The following is a 15,913-nucleotide window of genomic DNA, read 5'->3' on the forward strand; positions in this document are numbered from 1 at the left end:
CAAAAGCCGCGAAGTGTAACGGCTCAGCTTCTGGATCCGACCCTCAAAGATTGAATTGCCCCTGTATGGGTCAGCCATGCGTTTATTTTTTGTAAGAGCCCACCCCTGTGGGCGATCAGCGTGGCACACGGCCTACAAACCATCGCCCACAGGGTGGGCTCCTACAAGAATGTATCCCTTGCCAACAACTCAAGACTTCAAGGGCCGGATCAATCAACCAGTTCGTGCAAAGGCCAGCGGGGCTTGACGTCGAAGCTGTAACGCGCCTCAGCTGTTTGCGCGCCCGACTGCAAACGCATGGCCGCAGCCATGGCGATCATGGCGCCGTTGTCGGTGCACAGGTGCAGCTCGGGGTAATGCACGCGCACTTGGGCTTTGGCGCAGGCGGCATTGAGTTGGGCGCGCAGCTCGCGGTTGGCTCCCACGCCACCGGCCACGACCAGACGCTTCATGCCTGTGGCCTTGAGCGCGTTCATCGATTTTTTGACCAGCACTTCCACAATCGCCGCCTGCGTCGATGCGGCCAAGTCGGCCCGCTCGGGCGCACCTTCGGTGTGAGCAGCGACACCGATTTTCTGACTCTGCGTGAGCACCGCTGTTTTCAGGCCCGCAAACGAAAAATCCAGATCCCCGCTGTGCAGCAGCGGGCGCGGCAACTTGTAGGCTGCCGGGTTGCCCTGCTCGGCCAAGCGCGACAGGCCCGGGCCACCGGGATAAGGCAGGCCCATCAGCTTGGCCGACTTGTCAAAGGCTTCGCCTGCGGCGTCGTCGATCGTCTCGCCCAGCAGCTCGTAGCGGCCCACCGCGTCCACCCGCATCAGCTGCGTGTGGCCACCCGACACCAACAAGGCGATGAAGGGAAACTCGGGCGGATCGGCGCTCAAAAAAGGCGAGAGCAAATGACCCTCCAAGTGGTGCACTCCCAGCACCGGTTTGCCCAAGGCCGCCGCCAGCGCACAGGCCACGCCCGAACCCACCAACAAGGCCCCCGCCAACCCTGGCCCCCGGGTGTAAGCCACCACGTCAACATCGGCCAACTGCGCCCCCGCCTCGGCCATGACCTGGCGCGTGAGCGGCAAAACACGGCGGATGTGGTCGCGACTGGCCAACTCAGGCACCACGCCGCCATAGGCCTGGTGCATCTCAATCTGGCTGTACAGCGCGTGCGACAAGAGGCGCGGCAAAGCGGCGTCGGTGGTCTCTACCAGGGCCACGCCGGTCTCGTCGCAGGAAGATTCAATACCCAAAATTCGCATAACAGGTAGTTTAGATGCGGATGTGCCCTCGCTTTGGCATTTGGTTTAATTCTTCATCTGCACTTTGACCCGAGCACACCATGTCCACCACCACCCTGCGCATCATCTCTTCCATGGCCACCAAAGCTTTATTGGCCGACCTCGTTGCGCTGTTCAAAACCCACGCACCCCAATACGAGGTGATGGTGGAATCGGTTGGCGGCGTGGATGCCGCCAAGCGCGTGCAAGCCGGTGAAGCCTTTGATGGCGTGGTGCTGGCCAGCAACGCCATCGACAAGCTGCTGGCAGATGGCCTGATGGTCGCAGGCAGCCGCACGGACTTGGTCCACTCCAGCGTGGCTGTGGCCATTCCCCAAGGGGCTGCACTTGTCGACATTTCTACAGAAGAAGCCCTCAAACAAGCTGTCTTGCAAGCGCCCACCTTGGGCATATCCACCGGGCCCAGCGGCGTGCAACTGGCGGAGCAATTCGCACGCTGGGGCATCACCGAACAAATCCAAGACCGCATGGTGCAAGCCAAACCCGGCGTGCCGGTAGGCGCCCTGATCGCACAAGGCGAAGTGGCCCTGGGCTTTCAACAGCTGAGCGAGATGATGGGCGTGGCCGGCATCACGGTGCTCGGCCCCCTGCCCGATGCGGTGCAAATCACCACCACCTTCTCGGGCGGCGTGGCCAGCACCTCCAGCCACGTCGATGCGGTGCGCGCCATGCTGGCTTTCTGGGCCTCAGCCGCCACCGCCGAAACCAAGGTGCGGCACGGGATGGTGGCGGCCTGAATTCAAAACGCCCACTCGTCTCCCAGGCTTTGAGCCTGCTCCAACACCAGTTCAACCGCCGCGTCGGCCTGGTCGGGTGGGTATTTGTATTTGCGCAAAATCCGCTTGACCATCAGGCGCAGCTTAGCCCGCACGCTTTCACGCTCTGACCAGTCCACACTGAGGTTGTCGCGCAAATTTTGCGTCAGCTCCTGCGCGATCTTCTTCAGCGTTTCGTCCTGCAGCTCGCGCACAGCCGACTCGTTGTTGGCCAGGGCGTCGTAAAACTTCACCTCGTCCTCACGCAGGCCCAGCTGCTCACCACGCCCAGCCGCCTCGCGGAACTTCTTGGCCATGGCGATCAGCTCTTCCATGACCTGCGCGGTTTCGATGCTGCGGTTTTGGTATCGGCGAATCACATCGGCCAGCAAATCGCTGAACTTGCGGTCCTGCACCACGTTGCTGGCAAAGCGGCTCTTGATCTCGCCTTGCAACAAACGCTCCAGCAGCTCCACCGCCAGATTCTTTTCGGGCAAGTTGTGGACCTGCGCCAAAAAATCATCGTCCAGCAAACCAATGTTGGGCTTGTCCAAGCCCACAGCCGCAAAAATGTCCACCACCTCGCCCGACACCACCGCCGAGCTGATGATCTGGCGGATCGCCAAATCGCGCTGTTCATCGGTCTTGCGCTGTGCGCTGGCTTCGCGCTTGGTCAAGATCACCTTGACCGCCTGCATGAAAGCCACCTCGTCGCGGTGCGCCTTGGCCTCGGGCAAGGTGCAACACAGGCTGAAAGCGTGGCTCATGGCCAGTGCATGGTCGGCAAAGCGCTTCTTGCCGTCGCGCTCTTTGTCCGACTTGAGTCCCAGCACATGGTTGGCAGCGCCCGCCAGCGTCTTGTGCCCGCCCGTCAAAAAGCCCGAATAGTCAAAGCCGTGCAGCATGGCCTGCAACACGTCGAGCTTTTCGAGCATCACGGCCAGCGCCTCGCGGGCGTCCACCGTGGGCTTGCCCCGGCCTTTGCTGGCCGTGTACTCCTTCATGGCGGCTTTGAGGTCTTCGCCAATGCCGATGTAGTCCACCACCAAGCCGCCCTGCTTGTCCTTGAACACACGGTTCACGCGGGCAATGGCCTGCATCAGGTTGTGGCCCTTCATAGGCTTGTCCACATACAGGGTGTGCACGCACGGCGCGTCAAAACCCGTGAGCCACATGTCGCGCACGATCACCAGCTTGAGCGGGTCTTGCGGGTCTTTGAAGCGCTTTTCCAAACGCTTCTTGACCTGACCGCTGTGAATGTGGGGCCGCAAAAGCGCCTTGTCGCTCGCGCTGCCCGTCATCACGATCTTGATCGCGCCCTGCTCAGGGTCATCGCTGTGCCAGTCTGGCCTCAGGCGGGTGATCTCGTTGTACAGGTGCACGCAAATCTCGCGGCTCATCGCCACCACCATGGCTTTACCGTCTTGTGCGTTGTTGCGCTCCTCAAAGTGCGCCACCAGGTCAGCAGCAACGCGGGCAATGCGCGGTTCAGCGCCCACCACCTTCTCTAAGGCGGCCCAGCGGCTCTTGAGCTTGGCTTGCTGGCTCTCTTCTTCGTCCTCAGCCAGCTCGTCCACCTCGTCGTCCAAGTGGCTCAGCTCGGCTTCGTTCAGGCCCAGCTTGGCCAGGCGACTTTCGTAATAAATGGCCACCGTCGCGCCATCTTCTTGCGCCTGCTGCATGTCGTACACATGGATGTAATCGCCAAACACCGAGCGCGTGTCGCGGTCGGTGCTGCTCACGGGCGTGCCGGTGAAGGCCACAAAGGTGGCATTGGGCAGCGCATCGCGCAAGTGCTGGGCATAGCCCGCCTGGTATTTTGCGGTTTGGTTGACCACGTACTCAGGTGGCACAAAGTCTGCGGTGCTGGCCACGGTTTGCGCATCGCCAGTGGTGTAGGCCACCGCTGGGCTCGCTCCATCCTTGACCTTGCGCGTCTTGAGCTTGGCCTCAAAGCCGTACTGCGTGCGGTGCGCTTCGTCCGCAATCACCACAATGTTGCGCCGCTGGCTTAAGCACGGGAAGGTGTCTTCGTCTTCATCCGGCATGAACTTCTGAATGGTGGCAAACACAATGCCGCCCGAGGGCCGGTTGTCCAGCAGCTCGCGCAAGCGCTGGCGGGTGGTGGCTGGTTGGGGCTGCTCGCGCAGCAGGTCCTGGCTCAGGCTGAAAACGCCCAGCAACTGGCCATCCAAATCGTTGCGGTCGGTGATGACCACGATGGTCGGGTTCTGCAGCCGGGGCTCTTGCATCACGCGGGCGGCAAAGCAAGTCATGGTGATGCTCTTGCCGCTGCCCTGCGTGTGCCAGACCACGCCACCCTTGCCGCGGCGCGTCGCCTCGTCTGTGCTGGCGGCGCTCACGACTTGCTCAACCGCTGCACGCACCGCATGAAACTGGTGGTAACCCGCCACCTTTTTGACCAAGGTGCCGTCGTCTTCAAACAGCACAAAAAAGCGCAGATAGTCCAGCAAATACGCCGGGGCCAGCACGCCACGCGCCAAAGTCTCCAGCTCCTGAAACTTGCCCAGCGGGTCCAGCGCCACACCGTCAATGGTGCGCCACTGCATGAAGCGCTCGGCATTGGCCGACAGCGAACCCATGCGCGCCTCGGTGCCGTCCGAGATCACCAACAACTCGTTGTAGGTGAACACATCGGCCACTTGTTCTTTGTAGGTCTGAATCTGGTCGTAAGCCTTCCAGATGTCAGCATTCAAGTCGGCGGGGTTCTTCAATTCAATGAGCACCAGCGGCAGGCCGTTGATGAACAAAATGATGTCGGGCCTGCGCGTGTGGCGCGGCCCTTTGATGGTGAACTGCTGCACCGCCAACCACTCGTTGCGGCCCGAGTCTTGCCAGTCGATCAGGCGCACAAAGTCGCCCCGCGTCTCGCCGTCCTTTTGGTACTGAACCGGCACGCCCGTGACCAACACCCGGTGAAACGCCCGGTTGCCCGACAGCAGCGCAGGCTGACCCAGATCGAGCACCTGCCGAAACGCGTCTTCGCGGGCGGCAGCGGGCACGGCAGGGTTGAGTCGGTCAATGGCTGCACGCAAACTGACGGCCAACAACACCTCGCGGTTGCTGGCACGCGCCAAGCGCGGGTCCAGGTGGTCCAAGTCGCGGGCGTTGAGCGGTGTGTAACCGACAGAGGCCAGCCAGCCCAGGGCTTCTTGTTCGAGTTGGTCTTCGGTCATCGTGTGTACAAATGTATGCCTGAACTATATATTGACGACGCCACCAATAAGGCCGATGCAAGGAACATCTTTGGCACACGGCCTCAGTTAACTGGCGCATCAAGATTGACAATTCCCATTTTGGGAATGTACAATTCTAAAAATCAGGGAACAAACAATAAATGCAAGTCCTAGGTCTGATCAAGCTCGATGCTTACAAGCGCAGTCACGCCAATGCACGGGGTGCCTTGGACGCATGGCAACTGGAAGTTGAGCGCTCTCATTGGTCTGGCCCGCAGGATGTGAAAAACCGTTATCCAAGTGCCAGTTTTTTGAGCGACAACAAAGTCATTTTCAACATCAAAGGAAACAACTACCGATTGGTCGTCAAGGCCAAATATGAAAAAGGGATTGTCTTGATCGAGTGGGTGGGCACGCACGCCGAGTACAGCAAACAGAACTTCCAATAAGTACACAAGTGCCCTACCGACAGCAGGAGAACATCATGAAAAACAACGTTCGCGTCATCAAAACTGAAGCTGAATACGAGAGCGCTCTGACTCGTTTGTCTGATTTGATGGACAAAAGCATCAAGGCTGGATCGGACTTGGAAAACGAGCTCGACTTGCTTGCGCTGGTTATCCGGGAATACGAACGCAACAAAGTAACCTCACCCATTGCGGACCCCATCGAAGCCATTTTGTTTCGCATGGATCAGCAAGGTCTGCAAAAGAAAGACTTGGTTCCTTACTTTGGCTCTTTGCCGAAGGTGTCCGAAGTTTTGAATCGTAAACGCCCGCTCACACTGGCCATGATTCGCAAACTCCACACAGGTCTAGGCATTGCAGCAGAAACATTGCTCCAAGGTGACGATGGCATCGATCTGTCTGACACCCCTGCCTACGACCCCAGCAAGTTTCCATTGCAAGAGATGTTCAAGCGCGGCTACTTCAAGACCACGTTTGATTCGCTTCGAAAAGTCAAGGATCACGCAGAAGAAGCCATTCGCGAATTCATGCAGAACGCTCTATTGCAGCCAGCGCGCTTGAGGGCGCCACTGCATCAAAAAGGTGTTCGAACCATGGACGAATACGCACTGTTGATCTGGCAAGTCGCCGTACTGAAAAAAGCACGTGCCATGAAACTCACCCGTGAATATGCCCACGGGTCCATCACCGATGCGTGGCTCAAAGATCTGACGAAACTTTCACGTTTTGACCAAGGCCCAAAGCTTGCACAAGAGTTTTTGGCCGATGCCGGAATAGCCTTGGTATTTGAAGACCACTTTGACAAAACCTATTTGGATGGTGCAGCCATGCTCGATGGTGCCCGCCCCGTCATTGCGCTAACGCTGCGTCATGACCGCCTGGACAATTATTGGTTTGCACTTCTGCACGAACTGGTGCACGTTCAAAAACATCTGCGGCCAGACAATGATTTCATTGCAGACAACCTTGAAGACAAACTTCAAATGCAAACACATGACGAACGCGAAGCAGACGAAGGGGCCAAGAACACACTGATTTCCCCCGCCGAATGGGCAGCATCGGCAGTGAAGCTGGAACACAGTACAGAAAACGCCATGGCCTTGGCTGATCAATTGCGAATTCATCCTGTCATCGTCGCTGGACGTGTTCGACATGAAACAGGCAACTGGCGGCTGCTGAGCAACATCAAGGCAACAGTCAGACAACACTTCATGTCAACAAGCGCAAACGCTTAAGGAATGTGAAATCAACCGCCATCAGGCCCACATCCTTGTGGGCCTTTTCCATTTCTGAAAAATTGACAGCGTCATTTTTTCTTCACCCTATCGCTTGAATCACCGGCCTGAACACCGCGTTCATCTTGACGATGCGCTGCACAAACCAATCGAGGTAGGCACCCCATTGGGCTTCGTCTTCAATCGGGCTGTCTTGACGCCAGGTGGCGATGCGGCAGGCGTGGGCATCGGGGAGTTCTTGCCAGTCCAGCTCGAAACCCAAGGCTTGCTCGATGCTCGGCTTTTGTGACAAGAGGGCCTCGTACATCTTTTTCGATTCGTTGTGAAAGATGTACACCTCGACGCCCAAGCGGTCGTCTTTGTGGCTGGCGGTGGGCGCTATCTTGAAGCCCGCACGGCCAATGGCAATGTTGAGCCAGTGCTGCGGCCTGGGCGTTTGGGGTCGAATGTTCGGGGCCTTTTGAGCCAGCACATCCACCAAGGCGTGCCACAGCTTGAGCTGCAACTGTTTTGTTGGGGTGGCGTTGGCGGCGGCCTTGGTTTGCTCGCGGCCCGTCTTGGCCCAATCGTTGGGCTTGGCCACCACTTCAAACTTAGGCGCCAAAGGCGAATCGCCAATGCGCCACAGCACCACCTCCACCGCAAAAAAGCTCAGTTCTTCGGTGGTGTTCTGGTTCAAAAACTCAAACGCTGCCACATGCTCGGGTCGGAAAGACTCGGCCACCCAAATCACCTTCTTGGCCCCTGTGCCCGCCGCGTAGGTGAGGATCTGGCCCAGGTGCGTGTGGTTGGTCTTTTCCAACTGGTTTTCGATGATGACCTGGTCATCCCCGCTGGTGCACAAGATGTCGAGCTTGAACTCGCCGACCCAATGCTCGGTGGCCACCAGCTCCAGGTCGGCCAAACCCAGCGCATCGGCCAGCGTGTTGAGGTTGTCCTCTTCGGCCAGCCAAGGCGTGAAATCATTGGCTTCGTGCTTCCAGGCTTCGCGCAGAGGGACGCGTTCGAGTTTGCTGAGAGTTTTTTTCATAAATCTATCAACGCTTTGTGCTTGCGTCTTCGATTGCCTTTGTCAGAGCAGCGTGCTCCCATTTGACGGCTTTGCACTCGTTTTGCTTGAACGCTGGTGGGGTTTGGGTTGGAGGTGTCTCGCCCTTATAAATACCTATGACACCTTTACCACGCTTCAAACTTTCCTCAATTTCCCAATTCACCCACTTGCTCGATGCTGTCTTTTCAGACAAGTAAACCATCGTCACCGAGCAACGGTCAATCTTCTCGCGGATATTCCGTTTGATGTAGTCAGCGCTGGTGCTGTCATATGGTTCTTTGACTGAATGATCGTCAAATTGCAGATCCATCGCGTCATTTTTCGCTTGCCCTCGAAGAAGATTCACTTCATTCAAATCTTCATGGTCAAAGCTAATGAAAACATGTCTACTGGCAACATCCTTGGCTTCCGCAAGACGCTGTTTTACCTTGTCTTCCATACTTTTTTTATCTGAATTGAACAAGGTTCCACCTGTACTTCCTCCCATTTTTGCCTCCTTAGTTGAACTTAAATTCAAGACATGCGATGCAACAGCCACACGGTTGCGTCTCTCCTGTATGGCACGAATATGTGCCACTGATGCCTTTCTCAGTCGCAAGCTGAACAACGTCCGCTTTGCCAAAGTCAATTAATGGGGTCAGCACTTTGATTGACCGACCCATAGCTTCTGAGATGGCCTGTTCTGCTTGACCAATAAAAGGAAACCGCTGATCCGGAAACAAGCTGAATTGCTCAGCAAGCAAGCCAATGGCAACTGAATTTGCACCGACTTGATAAGCATAAGAGCTACCCATCAACAAAAACATCAGGTTGCGACCAGGTGTAAAGGCATCATCTTTTATATCCAAAGATTCGCAAGTCAAGCCAGACGTAATAAGCCGACCAAAACCACTCAGATCCATTCTTGTTGGCTCAGGCAGCCCCAACTGTCGATGAACGATCTGACACGTCGCCCACTCTTTAACTGCTGCACGCTGGCCATAGTCAATGAACAAGGGGAAATGGTCGATTTGACTTTCCTTGGCCATCACACCGACCAAAGTGGAATCAAGGCCCCCTGAAACGAGATTCACAAAACTCATCAGACACCTCCCATCAAGAATTAACCCAACCAAATTCAGTAGCGCAATGACGAAACACATGCTCAGGAAAGTTGCGACGACAGAAATCAACGATCGTTCCATTACTGATCGCAGACTGGAGCCTTTTCATCCACGACACGTAAAACTCAAGGTTGTGCGCTAACGTGCGTGCCGAGAATGAAAAGCTCCCCTCAGACCAAGCTGTTTGTTTGGAAAAAAAATCAGCCTGCGACAGGTGATACAACAAACCCGTATCGTGATCAACCACCGTCTGACACCACTCCAGACCATCAAAACTATCGGCACCCATCGCTGAATAAAGCGCGATCGAAATCGGGTTGCCAGTGCCTAGCAAGTGAACAACAACGTAACGATCTAATTTATTAAGTTCACTGCGAATAGCCTGCACACTTCGGGCGCGATCAATGATGCCGTCGCCAAGTCTTCGCTCTGCGACAGCCAACATAGAAACGCCCGTCTGTTCTGCAAAGGCATTGCACAGAGCAGGCAAATCTTTGGCGTTTGAGTGAATGATTGGCACGATCTGACAAGAACCCGCCGCTGCCTGATCTTCTCTCCATCGATTCACGAGGAGCGCTAAATGTTCGTCAACGTCATCAGGCGGCTGCTGTTCATCGAAACCAAAAGCAAAATCACAGGGAAATTCCGTCAACATTTTGTGAAATGAATCCTGCTTCCATGTATCACGAGCATTTTTCCAAAAGCTCTCATAGTTGCCCGAATCCATCAGCGTCACGCCTCCCGCGACGCAAAAGGATTGCAGTAACTTTCCGGCATCCGCTGGCTGTGCAAGCTCCGCAAGATCGAATGCAGAAACCAGGAACTGATTGTTAACCCCCATGAGCGAAGTCAAAACTTGGATGTAATCCTGTGGCTGCAACGCAGTTTTGACTGTGGAAATCGAAGGGAAGTACACAGGCAGGGAGAGCGCTTTTTCCCCAACGATCAGCTCCGGTGGTCGACGCATGCTAATCCTTGCTTTCGACCTTCGTTGAAACTGTTCGCCTTGTTTCGTTGAACCAGTTGGCGTGCTCTGTCGAAACGTGCTCCTCCACCCTTTCGGCCAAAGCTGTCAGCCGATCAACTTGGGCCAATCCTTTATAGGGGCCTGCATTGGAAAGAAACAGGTACTGCTCGTGCTTGAGCCGTTCGGCTGTTGCGCGATAAGTGACCCACAGAGTCGAATACTGGTTCATCTGCTGGGTAGCCTCCAGTACAGCAATCAAGACACCAGCAATTGAGGCGGCCCACTTGGCGCATTCAGAAGGCAACAAACTTGTGGCCGGTATCAATACCGCCAACGTAACCTGTGTCAGCTTCAAACGCTTGTACCAGTTCTGACAATGCTGGCTTTTCGTGTCATACCAATCGCGCTGACTAATCAACCGAAACCATGCTGGATGTAGCTTGATCGAATCCGGCACTGGTGGTTCAGTGAGAATATTTTTATCAGGTGCATTCATTGCAGATTTCCTTCATTGAGTGCTCACTGATGAGCTGACCAGAAATTAAACGAGGTAGCAGAGCGTCACGAATAACCACAAGGCTTTGGGCTTGCTTTTCATTCACTCGACAGCGCTTATGAATTTGTGACGCTAGCACCTCAAATGCATCCACACACGGACGTGCGGGCTGTAAATAAGGTAAGCCGTGAATGTGATTGCGGTTGAGGCTAGGTACGGCGGAACCCGCGTTGAACGATTTGAAATCGATCAGCCTTAAAACTTCATAGGCATAACAAGGCGTTGCCGCTTTGAATTCCTTTACCCAGAGCGTGGTGTTCAATGGCCAGAAGTCTTCCAACTCCAAGAAGACTCTTCCCAAAACACCTGATCGCCCAGTTACAACTCCCGGTCCCTTCACCATCGCTTTGTGATGTGTCCCGCTCGGTCCACTTGCTGCAATGATTGGAAAATCACCCGATGTTCTATCTTGCGCTGGCAAATCAAAACCCCTTTGCAGCACCAGCAAATCATCCAATCGACCGACGCGCCACCCCTTCGGCACAGCCCCCAACTCTGACTCTTCAAAGCTGTCGGGGAACAGGGCGGCGGTGGCTTGGTCCATGCCTTCGGGGGCGCGGTCTTGCATCTTGGCGTGGACGGGGTCGAAGTCCACGAACCAGGACTTGAACAGGGCTTGGGCGATGGCTTCGAGGGTTGTGTTGGTTTCGCGCAGGAGGGTGATGCGGTCGTCCAGCACGCCCAGCATGTCTGCAATGGCTTGCTGCAAGCCCTTCGACGGTGCAGGGACGTCCAGCTTGCTCAGCGTCGAAACGTACAGGTTTTTCTGAACGCTTCCTTCGGCCAGTGTTTCGATCGTGGGTCGCAAATGCCGTAGTACGAAGAATAGGTAGCGAGGAACACTGTTTGGCTTCGGCTTGATATTGATTACCGCTCGATTCCCGCACATGTGATCACCGAGCAACCCTAGCCGACCAATGGTCCCAGATTTACTAATGGCCAGAGTTCCTGGTTCAAAGAGAACAGCGCTTTTGCCTGCGCTGTTGAACCCCTTATCAGACAAAGTGCGTGACGTATTTGTGACCAGTCCGTCATTCAAGTCCGTTGCTCTAAGCCACTTAACAGGGCCGTCAAAATAAGAGGGCTCGCGCTGTGAAGGATTTACGTATCCCTCTTGGAAATCAGCCAACGAACCAAGCTTTACGTGAGGCCAATCAGAACTCATACCCCAGCCCCCCCAGCTTTTTCCGAATCAGCGCGTCCAGCTCTGCGCCTTTGGCCATTTGCTCGCCCAGCTTGGCGGTGAGCGTTTGCATCTTGTCGGCAAAGGCTTCGTCGTCGTCGTCCACTTCTTCGGCACCCACATAGCGGCCTGGTGTGAGCACATGGCCGTGCTGGGCAATCTCGGCCAGTGGCACGCTTCGGCAAAAGCCTGCAACGTCTTGGTAGTCAACCCCGCCCGTGCGCCATGCGGCGACGGTTTGGCTGATGCGTTCGATGACTTCGTCGGTCAACTCGCTTTGCACGCGGCTGATCATGGTGGCTTGTTTGCGGGCGTCGATGAACAGCACTTCGCCTTTGCGCTTTTTCTGCTTGGCCAAGAACCACAAGCACGCAGGGATTTGCGTGTTGAAGAACAGCTGGCCGGGCAAGGCCACCATAACCTCCACCACGTCGGCATCGACCATGGCTGCGCGGATTTGGCCTTCGCTGTTTTGGCTGCTGCTCATGCTGCCATTGGCCAGCACAATGCCCGCCCTTCCCGTGGGCTTGAGGTGGTGCAGGATGTGTTGCAGCCAAGCGTAGTTGGCATTGCCTTGCGGGGGCGTGCCGTATTCCCAGCGGGCGTCGCCGTCCAGGCTGGCGTGCCACCAGTCGCTGATGTTGAAAGGCGGGTTGGCCAAACAAAAGTCGGCGCGCAGGTCGGGGTGTTGGTTGCGGGTGAAGGTGTCGGCGGGCTCTTTGCCCAGGTTGTAGTCCATGCCCCGAATGACGAGGTTCATTGCCGCCAAGCGCCAGGTGGTGGGGTTGGCCTCTTGGCCGTAGATGGACACATCGCCCAGCTTGCCGCCGTGGTCTTCGATGAACTTTTCAGACTGAACAAACATGCCGCTGGACCCGCAGCAGGGGTCGTAAATCTGTCCCTTGCTGGGCGAGAGCACGGCCACCAGTGTTTTGACAATGCTGGCGGGCGTGTAGAACTGCCCTCCCCGCTTGCCTTCGGCACTGGCAAACATGCCCAAGAAATATTCGTACACCTGACCCAAGATGTCGCGGGCCTTCGATGGGTCATCACCAAAGCCAATGGTCGAGATCAGGTTGACCAACTCACCCAGCTTGCCGTCGGGCAATTGGGCGCGGGCAAAGCGTTTGTCGAGGATGCCTTTGAGTTTGGGGTTGTCGGCTTCGATCAGGCTCAACGCGTCATCGATGCGTTTGCCAATGTCGGGCTGGGGCGCAGCGGCGCGCAGGGCTTCCCAGCGGGCACCTTCGGGCACCCAAAACACGTTTTCGCTGGTGTAGTAGTCGCGGTCTTCCAGCTCGGCGGCAATGTCTTCGTCGGCGGCGTCGCCATAAAACAGCTCGTCTGCGGGGTCGCGCAAGCGGGTTTTCAGCTCGGCTTGGCGGGCCACAAAGGCGTCAGAGATGTATTTGACGAAGATGAGGCCGAGCACCAAGTGCTTGTATTCGGCGGCGTCCATGTTGGCGCGCAGTTTGTCGGCCGATGCCCAGAGGGTCTTTTTGATGTCGTCGAGCATTTGTAGTGTTTTTGAATTCAGCTTGAAGAATACCAATCTTTGATCCTTGCCTGAGCCAGCGGCAGCAAAAATCGGCGCGCTTCTTGCATGTGAGCACCCATGCAGGAAGCCTTGAGAATCGTTGTCATCATTTCAGACCCCGCCCTGGTGGCCGAGGGGGATGAACAGGCGCAAGCCATCGAAGAGCGCTCGCGCCTCTTGCGCATTGGCTTGCTCGAAGCGGGCTACAACCTGGTGGCCACACTGCCTGCCGATGTATTTTTGACCGAACGCTTGGCCCAACTGCAGGCCGACATGGTGATCGTGGACGCCGAGAGTGATGCAAGGGATGCGCTGGAGCATGTGGTCATGGCCACGCGCGACGAGCGCAGGCCCATTGTGATGTTCACCAACGACAACGACACCCGGCCGATGAACGAAGCCATGGCCGCAGGCGTGACGGCATACATCGTGGCGGGGCTGGCCCCGGAGCGCATCCACCCCATCTTGACGGTGGCCATGGCCCGCTTCAAGCACGAGCAGGCTTTGCTGGCCGAGCTGGACAATGCCCGGGGCGAGTTGCAAGACCGAAAGCTGATCGACCGTGCCAAGGGCCTGCTGATGCAACGCCAAGGGCTGAACGAACAAGAGGCCTATGCCCGCCTGCGCAAAGCGGCCATGAACAAGGGCGTGAAGCTGGCCGACATCGCGCAGCAGATGCTGGACATGGCGGAATTGCTGGGCTGACAGCCCACGCAGGAGCGCGCGCTGGCGACGATTTGAAATCGAAGGTATGCGGGGAATCGCGCACGGGGTGCGCTCCTGCAGAGAAACACAAGCCCTTGTAGGAGCCCACCCTGTGGGCGATTCCCCGCATACCCCCCATTCCCAAACATCGCCCACAGGTTGGACTCCTGCACAAAACCATCGCGCACAGGGTGCGCTCCTACAAAGAAACACAAGCCCTTGTAGGAGCCCACCCTGTGGGCGATTCCCCGCATACACCCCATTCCCAAACATCGCCCACAGGTTGGACTCCTGCACAAAACCATCGCGCACGGGGTGCGCTGCTACAAAGAGAACCAATAAGCACCAACAAGGTGCTTGGCACCGCCAAGGTGCAACAGCAAGCACCAAAGCCGAAGAATCTGGCTGGATATCCCAAGGAAAAACCTGGCACGTCACTTGCATAGGTTAAAACAAGACCAACGAAGGTCAACCGTGAGATCACCCAACGGCGGGTGAGCCCACACCGGACAAAGGCGTCCCCATGCGTTCGCGCTCTGCACTGCAGGCGCGGGTGACATGAGGACGCCTTTTTTTGTTTTCTCAAAACCTCACCAGGAGTTTCGCCATGACCGACATTCTGAAAACCAGCTTCAACCGCCGTACCGTGTTGCAGGCCGCCGCCGTGGGCGCGGCAGGCGTGTCGCCTGCCCTGCGCTCCATGGTCTATGCAGCGGGATCTGACGCGCCCGAGAAAAAGGAAGTCAAGATCGGATTCATCCCCCTGACCGATTGCGCCAGCGTCGTCATGGCCTCGGTGCTGGGCCTGGACGTCAAGCACGGCGTCAAGTTCGTGCTGAGCAAGGAAGCCAGCTGGGCCGGTGTGCGCGACAAATTGGTCAATGGCGAACTGGATTTCGCCCATGTGCTCTATGGCCTGGTCTATGGCGTACACCTCGGTATCTCCGGCCCCAAGAAAGACATGGCCGTGCTGATGAACCTGAACCACAACGGCCAGGCCATCACGCTGTCCAAAAAGCTGGCCGACAAGGGTGCTGTGGATGGCGCAGGGTTGGCCAAGCTGATGCAAAGCGACAAACGCGAGTACACCTTTGCGCAGACTTTTCCCACCGGCACGCACGCCATGTGGCTGTATTACTGGCTGGCCAGCTACGGCATCAACCCCATGAAAGACGCCAAGGTCATCACCGTGCCGCCACCCCAAATGGTGGCCAACATGCGCGTGGGCAATATGGACGGCTTTTGCGTGGGCGAGCCTTGGAACCACCGCGCCATCATGGACGGCATCGGGGTGACGGCAGCGACCACGCAGGACATCTGGAAAGACCACCCAGAAAAAGTGCTGGGCACCACCGCCGAGTTCACCAAGAAATACCCCAACACCGCCCGCGCGGTAACGGCCGCCATCATCGAAGCGGGTCAGTGGATCGACGCCAGCTTGCAAAACAAGCTCAAGATGGCCGAAACCGTGGCCGACAAATCGTATGTGAACACCAGCGTAGACGCCATCAACCAGCGCATTTTGGGCCGCTACCAAAACGGCATGGGCAAGACCTGGGACGACCCCAACCACATGAAGTTCTACAACGAGGGCACGGTGAATTTCCCTTACCTGTCCGACGGCATGTGGTTCCTGACCCAGCACAAGCGCTGGGGCTTGCTCAAAGACCACCCCGACTACTTGGGCGTGGCCAAACAGATCAACCAGATCGCGCTCTACAAAGATGCGGCCACCGCCGCCAAGGCGCTTGTGCCCAAGAGCGAGATGCGCAGCCACAAAGGCATCGATGGCGTGGTTTGGGACGGCAAAGATCCCCAGAGATACGCCGACGGTTTCAAAATCAAAGCCTGAAGGACAGCAC

General features: G+C 56.8%; 14 protein-coding genes. 5 read left to right on the forward strand and 9 right to left on the reverse strand.

The features are described 5' to 3' along the window. Positions 1-209: 209 nt before the first annotated feature. Complete coding sequence (tsaD, locus tag B9Z52_RS11045) at positions 210-1,256, reverse strand: tRNA (adenosine(37)-N6)-threonylcarbamoyltransferase complex transferase subunit TsaD (RefSeq protein WP_108413913.1); 1,047 nt, start codon at positions 1,254-1,256, stop codon at positions 210-212. A gap of 80 nt (positions 1,257-1,336) precedes the next feature. Between tsaD and B9Z52_RS11050 the strand changes: the two genes are divergently transcribed. After that, positions 1,337-2,032 (forward strand): substrate-binding domain-containing protein, encoded by a 696-nt coding sequence (locus tag B9Z52_RS11050; RefSeq protein ID WP_108413914.1) that lies wholly within the window; start codon positions 1,337-1,339, stop codon positions 2,030-2,032. Between the two features lie 2 nt (positions 2,033-2,034). Here B9Z52_RS11050 and B9Z52_RS11055 read toward each other — a convergent pair whose 3' ends face one another. Next, positions 2,035-5,247: a type I restriction endonuclease subunit R gene (locus tag B9Z52_RS11055; RefSeq protein ID WP_108413915.1), complete on the reverse strand. Its 3,213-nt coding sequence runs from the start codon at positions 5,245-5,247 to the stop codon at positions 2,035-2,037. Between the two features lie 161 nt (positions 5,248-5,408). On the opposite strand from B9Z52_RS11055, the gene B9Z52_RS11060 reads away from it, so the two are divergent. Next, positions 5,409-5,696, forward strand: a complete 288-nt coding sequence (locus B9Z52_RS11060; RefSeq protein ID WP_108413916.1) for a type II toxin-antitoxin system HigB family toxin — start codon at positions 5,409-5,411, stop codon at positions 5,694-5,696. A 35-nt stretch (positions 5,697-5,731) separates the two neighbouring features. Continuing rightward, positions 5,732-6,949: an ImmA/IrrE family metallo-endopeptidase gene (locus B9Z52_RS11065; RefSeq protein WP_108414096.1), complete on the forward strand. Its 1,218-nt coding sequence runs from the start codon at positions 5,732-5,734 to the stop codon at positions 6,947-6,949. 82 nt (positions 6,950-7,031) lie between these two features. On the opposite strand, the gene B9Z52_RS11070 is transcribed toward B9Z52_RS11065, so the two are convergent. Genes B9Z52_RS11070 through B9Z52_RS11100 form a run of 7 tightly spaced genes read right to left on the reverse strand, consistent with a single transcriptional unit; the run spans position 7,032 to position 13,325 of the window. Next, positions 7,032-7,979 (reverse strand): DUF4268 domain-containing protein, encoded by a 948-nt coding sequence (locus tag B9Z52_RS11070; RefSeq protein ID WP_108413917.1) that lies wholly within the window; start codon positions 7,977-7,979, stop codon positions 7,032-7,034. A 7-nt stretch (positions 7,980-7,986) separates the two neighbouring features. Beyond that, a complete protein-coding gene (locus tag B9Z52_RS11075; protein WP_108413918.1) occupies positions 7,987-8,487 on the reverse strand; it encodes a TIR domain-containing protein in 501 nt (166 codons plus the stop codon). Positions 8,488-8,497: 10 nt separating this feature from the next. Continuing rightward, positions 8,498-9,082 (reverse strand): 7-cyano-7-deazaguanine synthase, encoded by a 585-nt coding sequence (locus B9Z52_RS11080; protein ID WP_108413919.1) that lies wholly within the window; start codon positions 9,080-9,082, stop codon positions 8,498-8,500. Positions 9,083-9,095: 13 nt separating this feature from the next. Then, positions 9,096-10,070 carry a hypothetical protein gene (locus tag B9Z52_RS11085; protein WP_108413920.1) on the reverse strand — a complete coding sequence of 325 codons (975 nt, stop codon included), beginning with the start codon at positions 10,068-10,070 and terminating at the stop codon, positions 9,096-9,098. A 1-nt stretch (position 10,071) separates the two neighbouring features. Continuing rightward, the gene (locus B9Z52_RS11090; RefSeq protein ID WP_108413921.1) at positions 10,072-10,566 is read right to left on the reverse strand and encodes a DUF4231 domain-containing protein; all 495 of its coding nucleotides are present in this window, start codon (positions 10,564-10,566) and stop codon (positions 10,072-10,074) included. After that, positions 10,553-11,791 (reverse strand): restriction endonuclease subunit S, encoded by a 1,239-nt coding sequence (locus tag B9Z52_RS11095; RefSeq protein WP_108413922.1) that lies wholly within the window; start codon positions 11,789-11,791, stop codon positions 10,553-10,555. Before B9Z52_RS11095 ends, B9Z52_RS11090 begins: the two co-directional genes overlap by 14 nt. After that, positions 11,781-13,325 carry a class I SAM-dependent DNA methyltransferase gene (locus B9Z52_RS11100; protein ID WP_108413923.1) on the reverse strand — a complete coding sequence of 515 codons (1,545 nt, stop codon included), beginning with the start codon at positions 13,323-13,325 and terminating at the stop codon, positions 11,781-11,783. Before B9Z52_RS11100 ends, B9Z52_RS11095 begins: the two co-directional genes overlap by 11 nt. A gap of 99 nt (positions 13,326-13,424) precedes the next feature. Between B9Z52_RS11100 and B9Z52_RS11105 the strand changes: the two genes are divergently transcribed. Both B9Z52_RS11105 and B9Z52_RS11110 read left to right on the forward strand, forming a co-directional pair. After that, positions 13,425-14,051 carry an ANTAR domain-containing response regulator gene (locus B9Z52_RS11105; protein WP_108413924.1) on the forward strand — a complete coding sequence of 209 codons (627 nt, stop codon included), beginning with the start codon at positions 13,425-13,427 and terminating at the stop codon, positions 14,049-14,051. 607 nt (positions 14,052-14,658) lie between these two features. Next, positions 14,659-15,903: a CmpA/NrtA family ABC transporter substrate-binding protein gene (locus tag B9Z52_RS11110; RefSeq protein WP_108413925.1), complete on the forward strand. Its 1,245-nt coding sequence runs from the start codon at positions 14,659-14,661 to the stop codon at positions 15,901-15,903. Positions 15,904-15,913: the final 10 nt, after the last annotated feature.

Source organism: Limnohabitans sp. Jir72 (assembly GCF_003063575.1).
In the GTDB taxonomy this organism is placed as follows: Bacteria; Pseudomonadota; Gammaproteobacteria; order Burkholderiales; family Burkholderiaceae_C; genus Limnohabitans_A.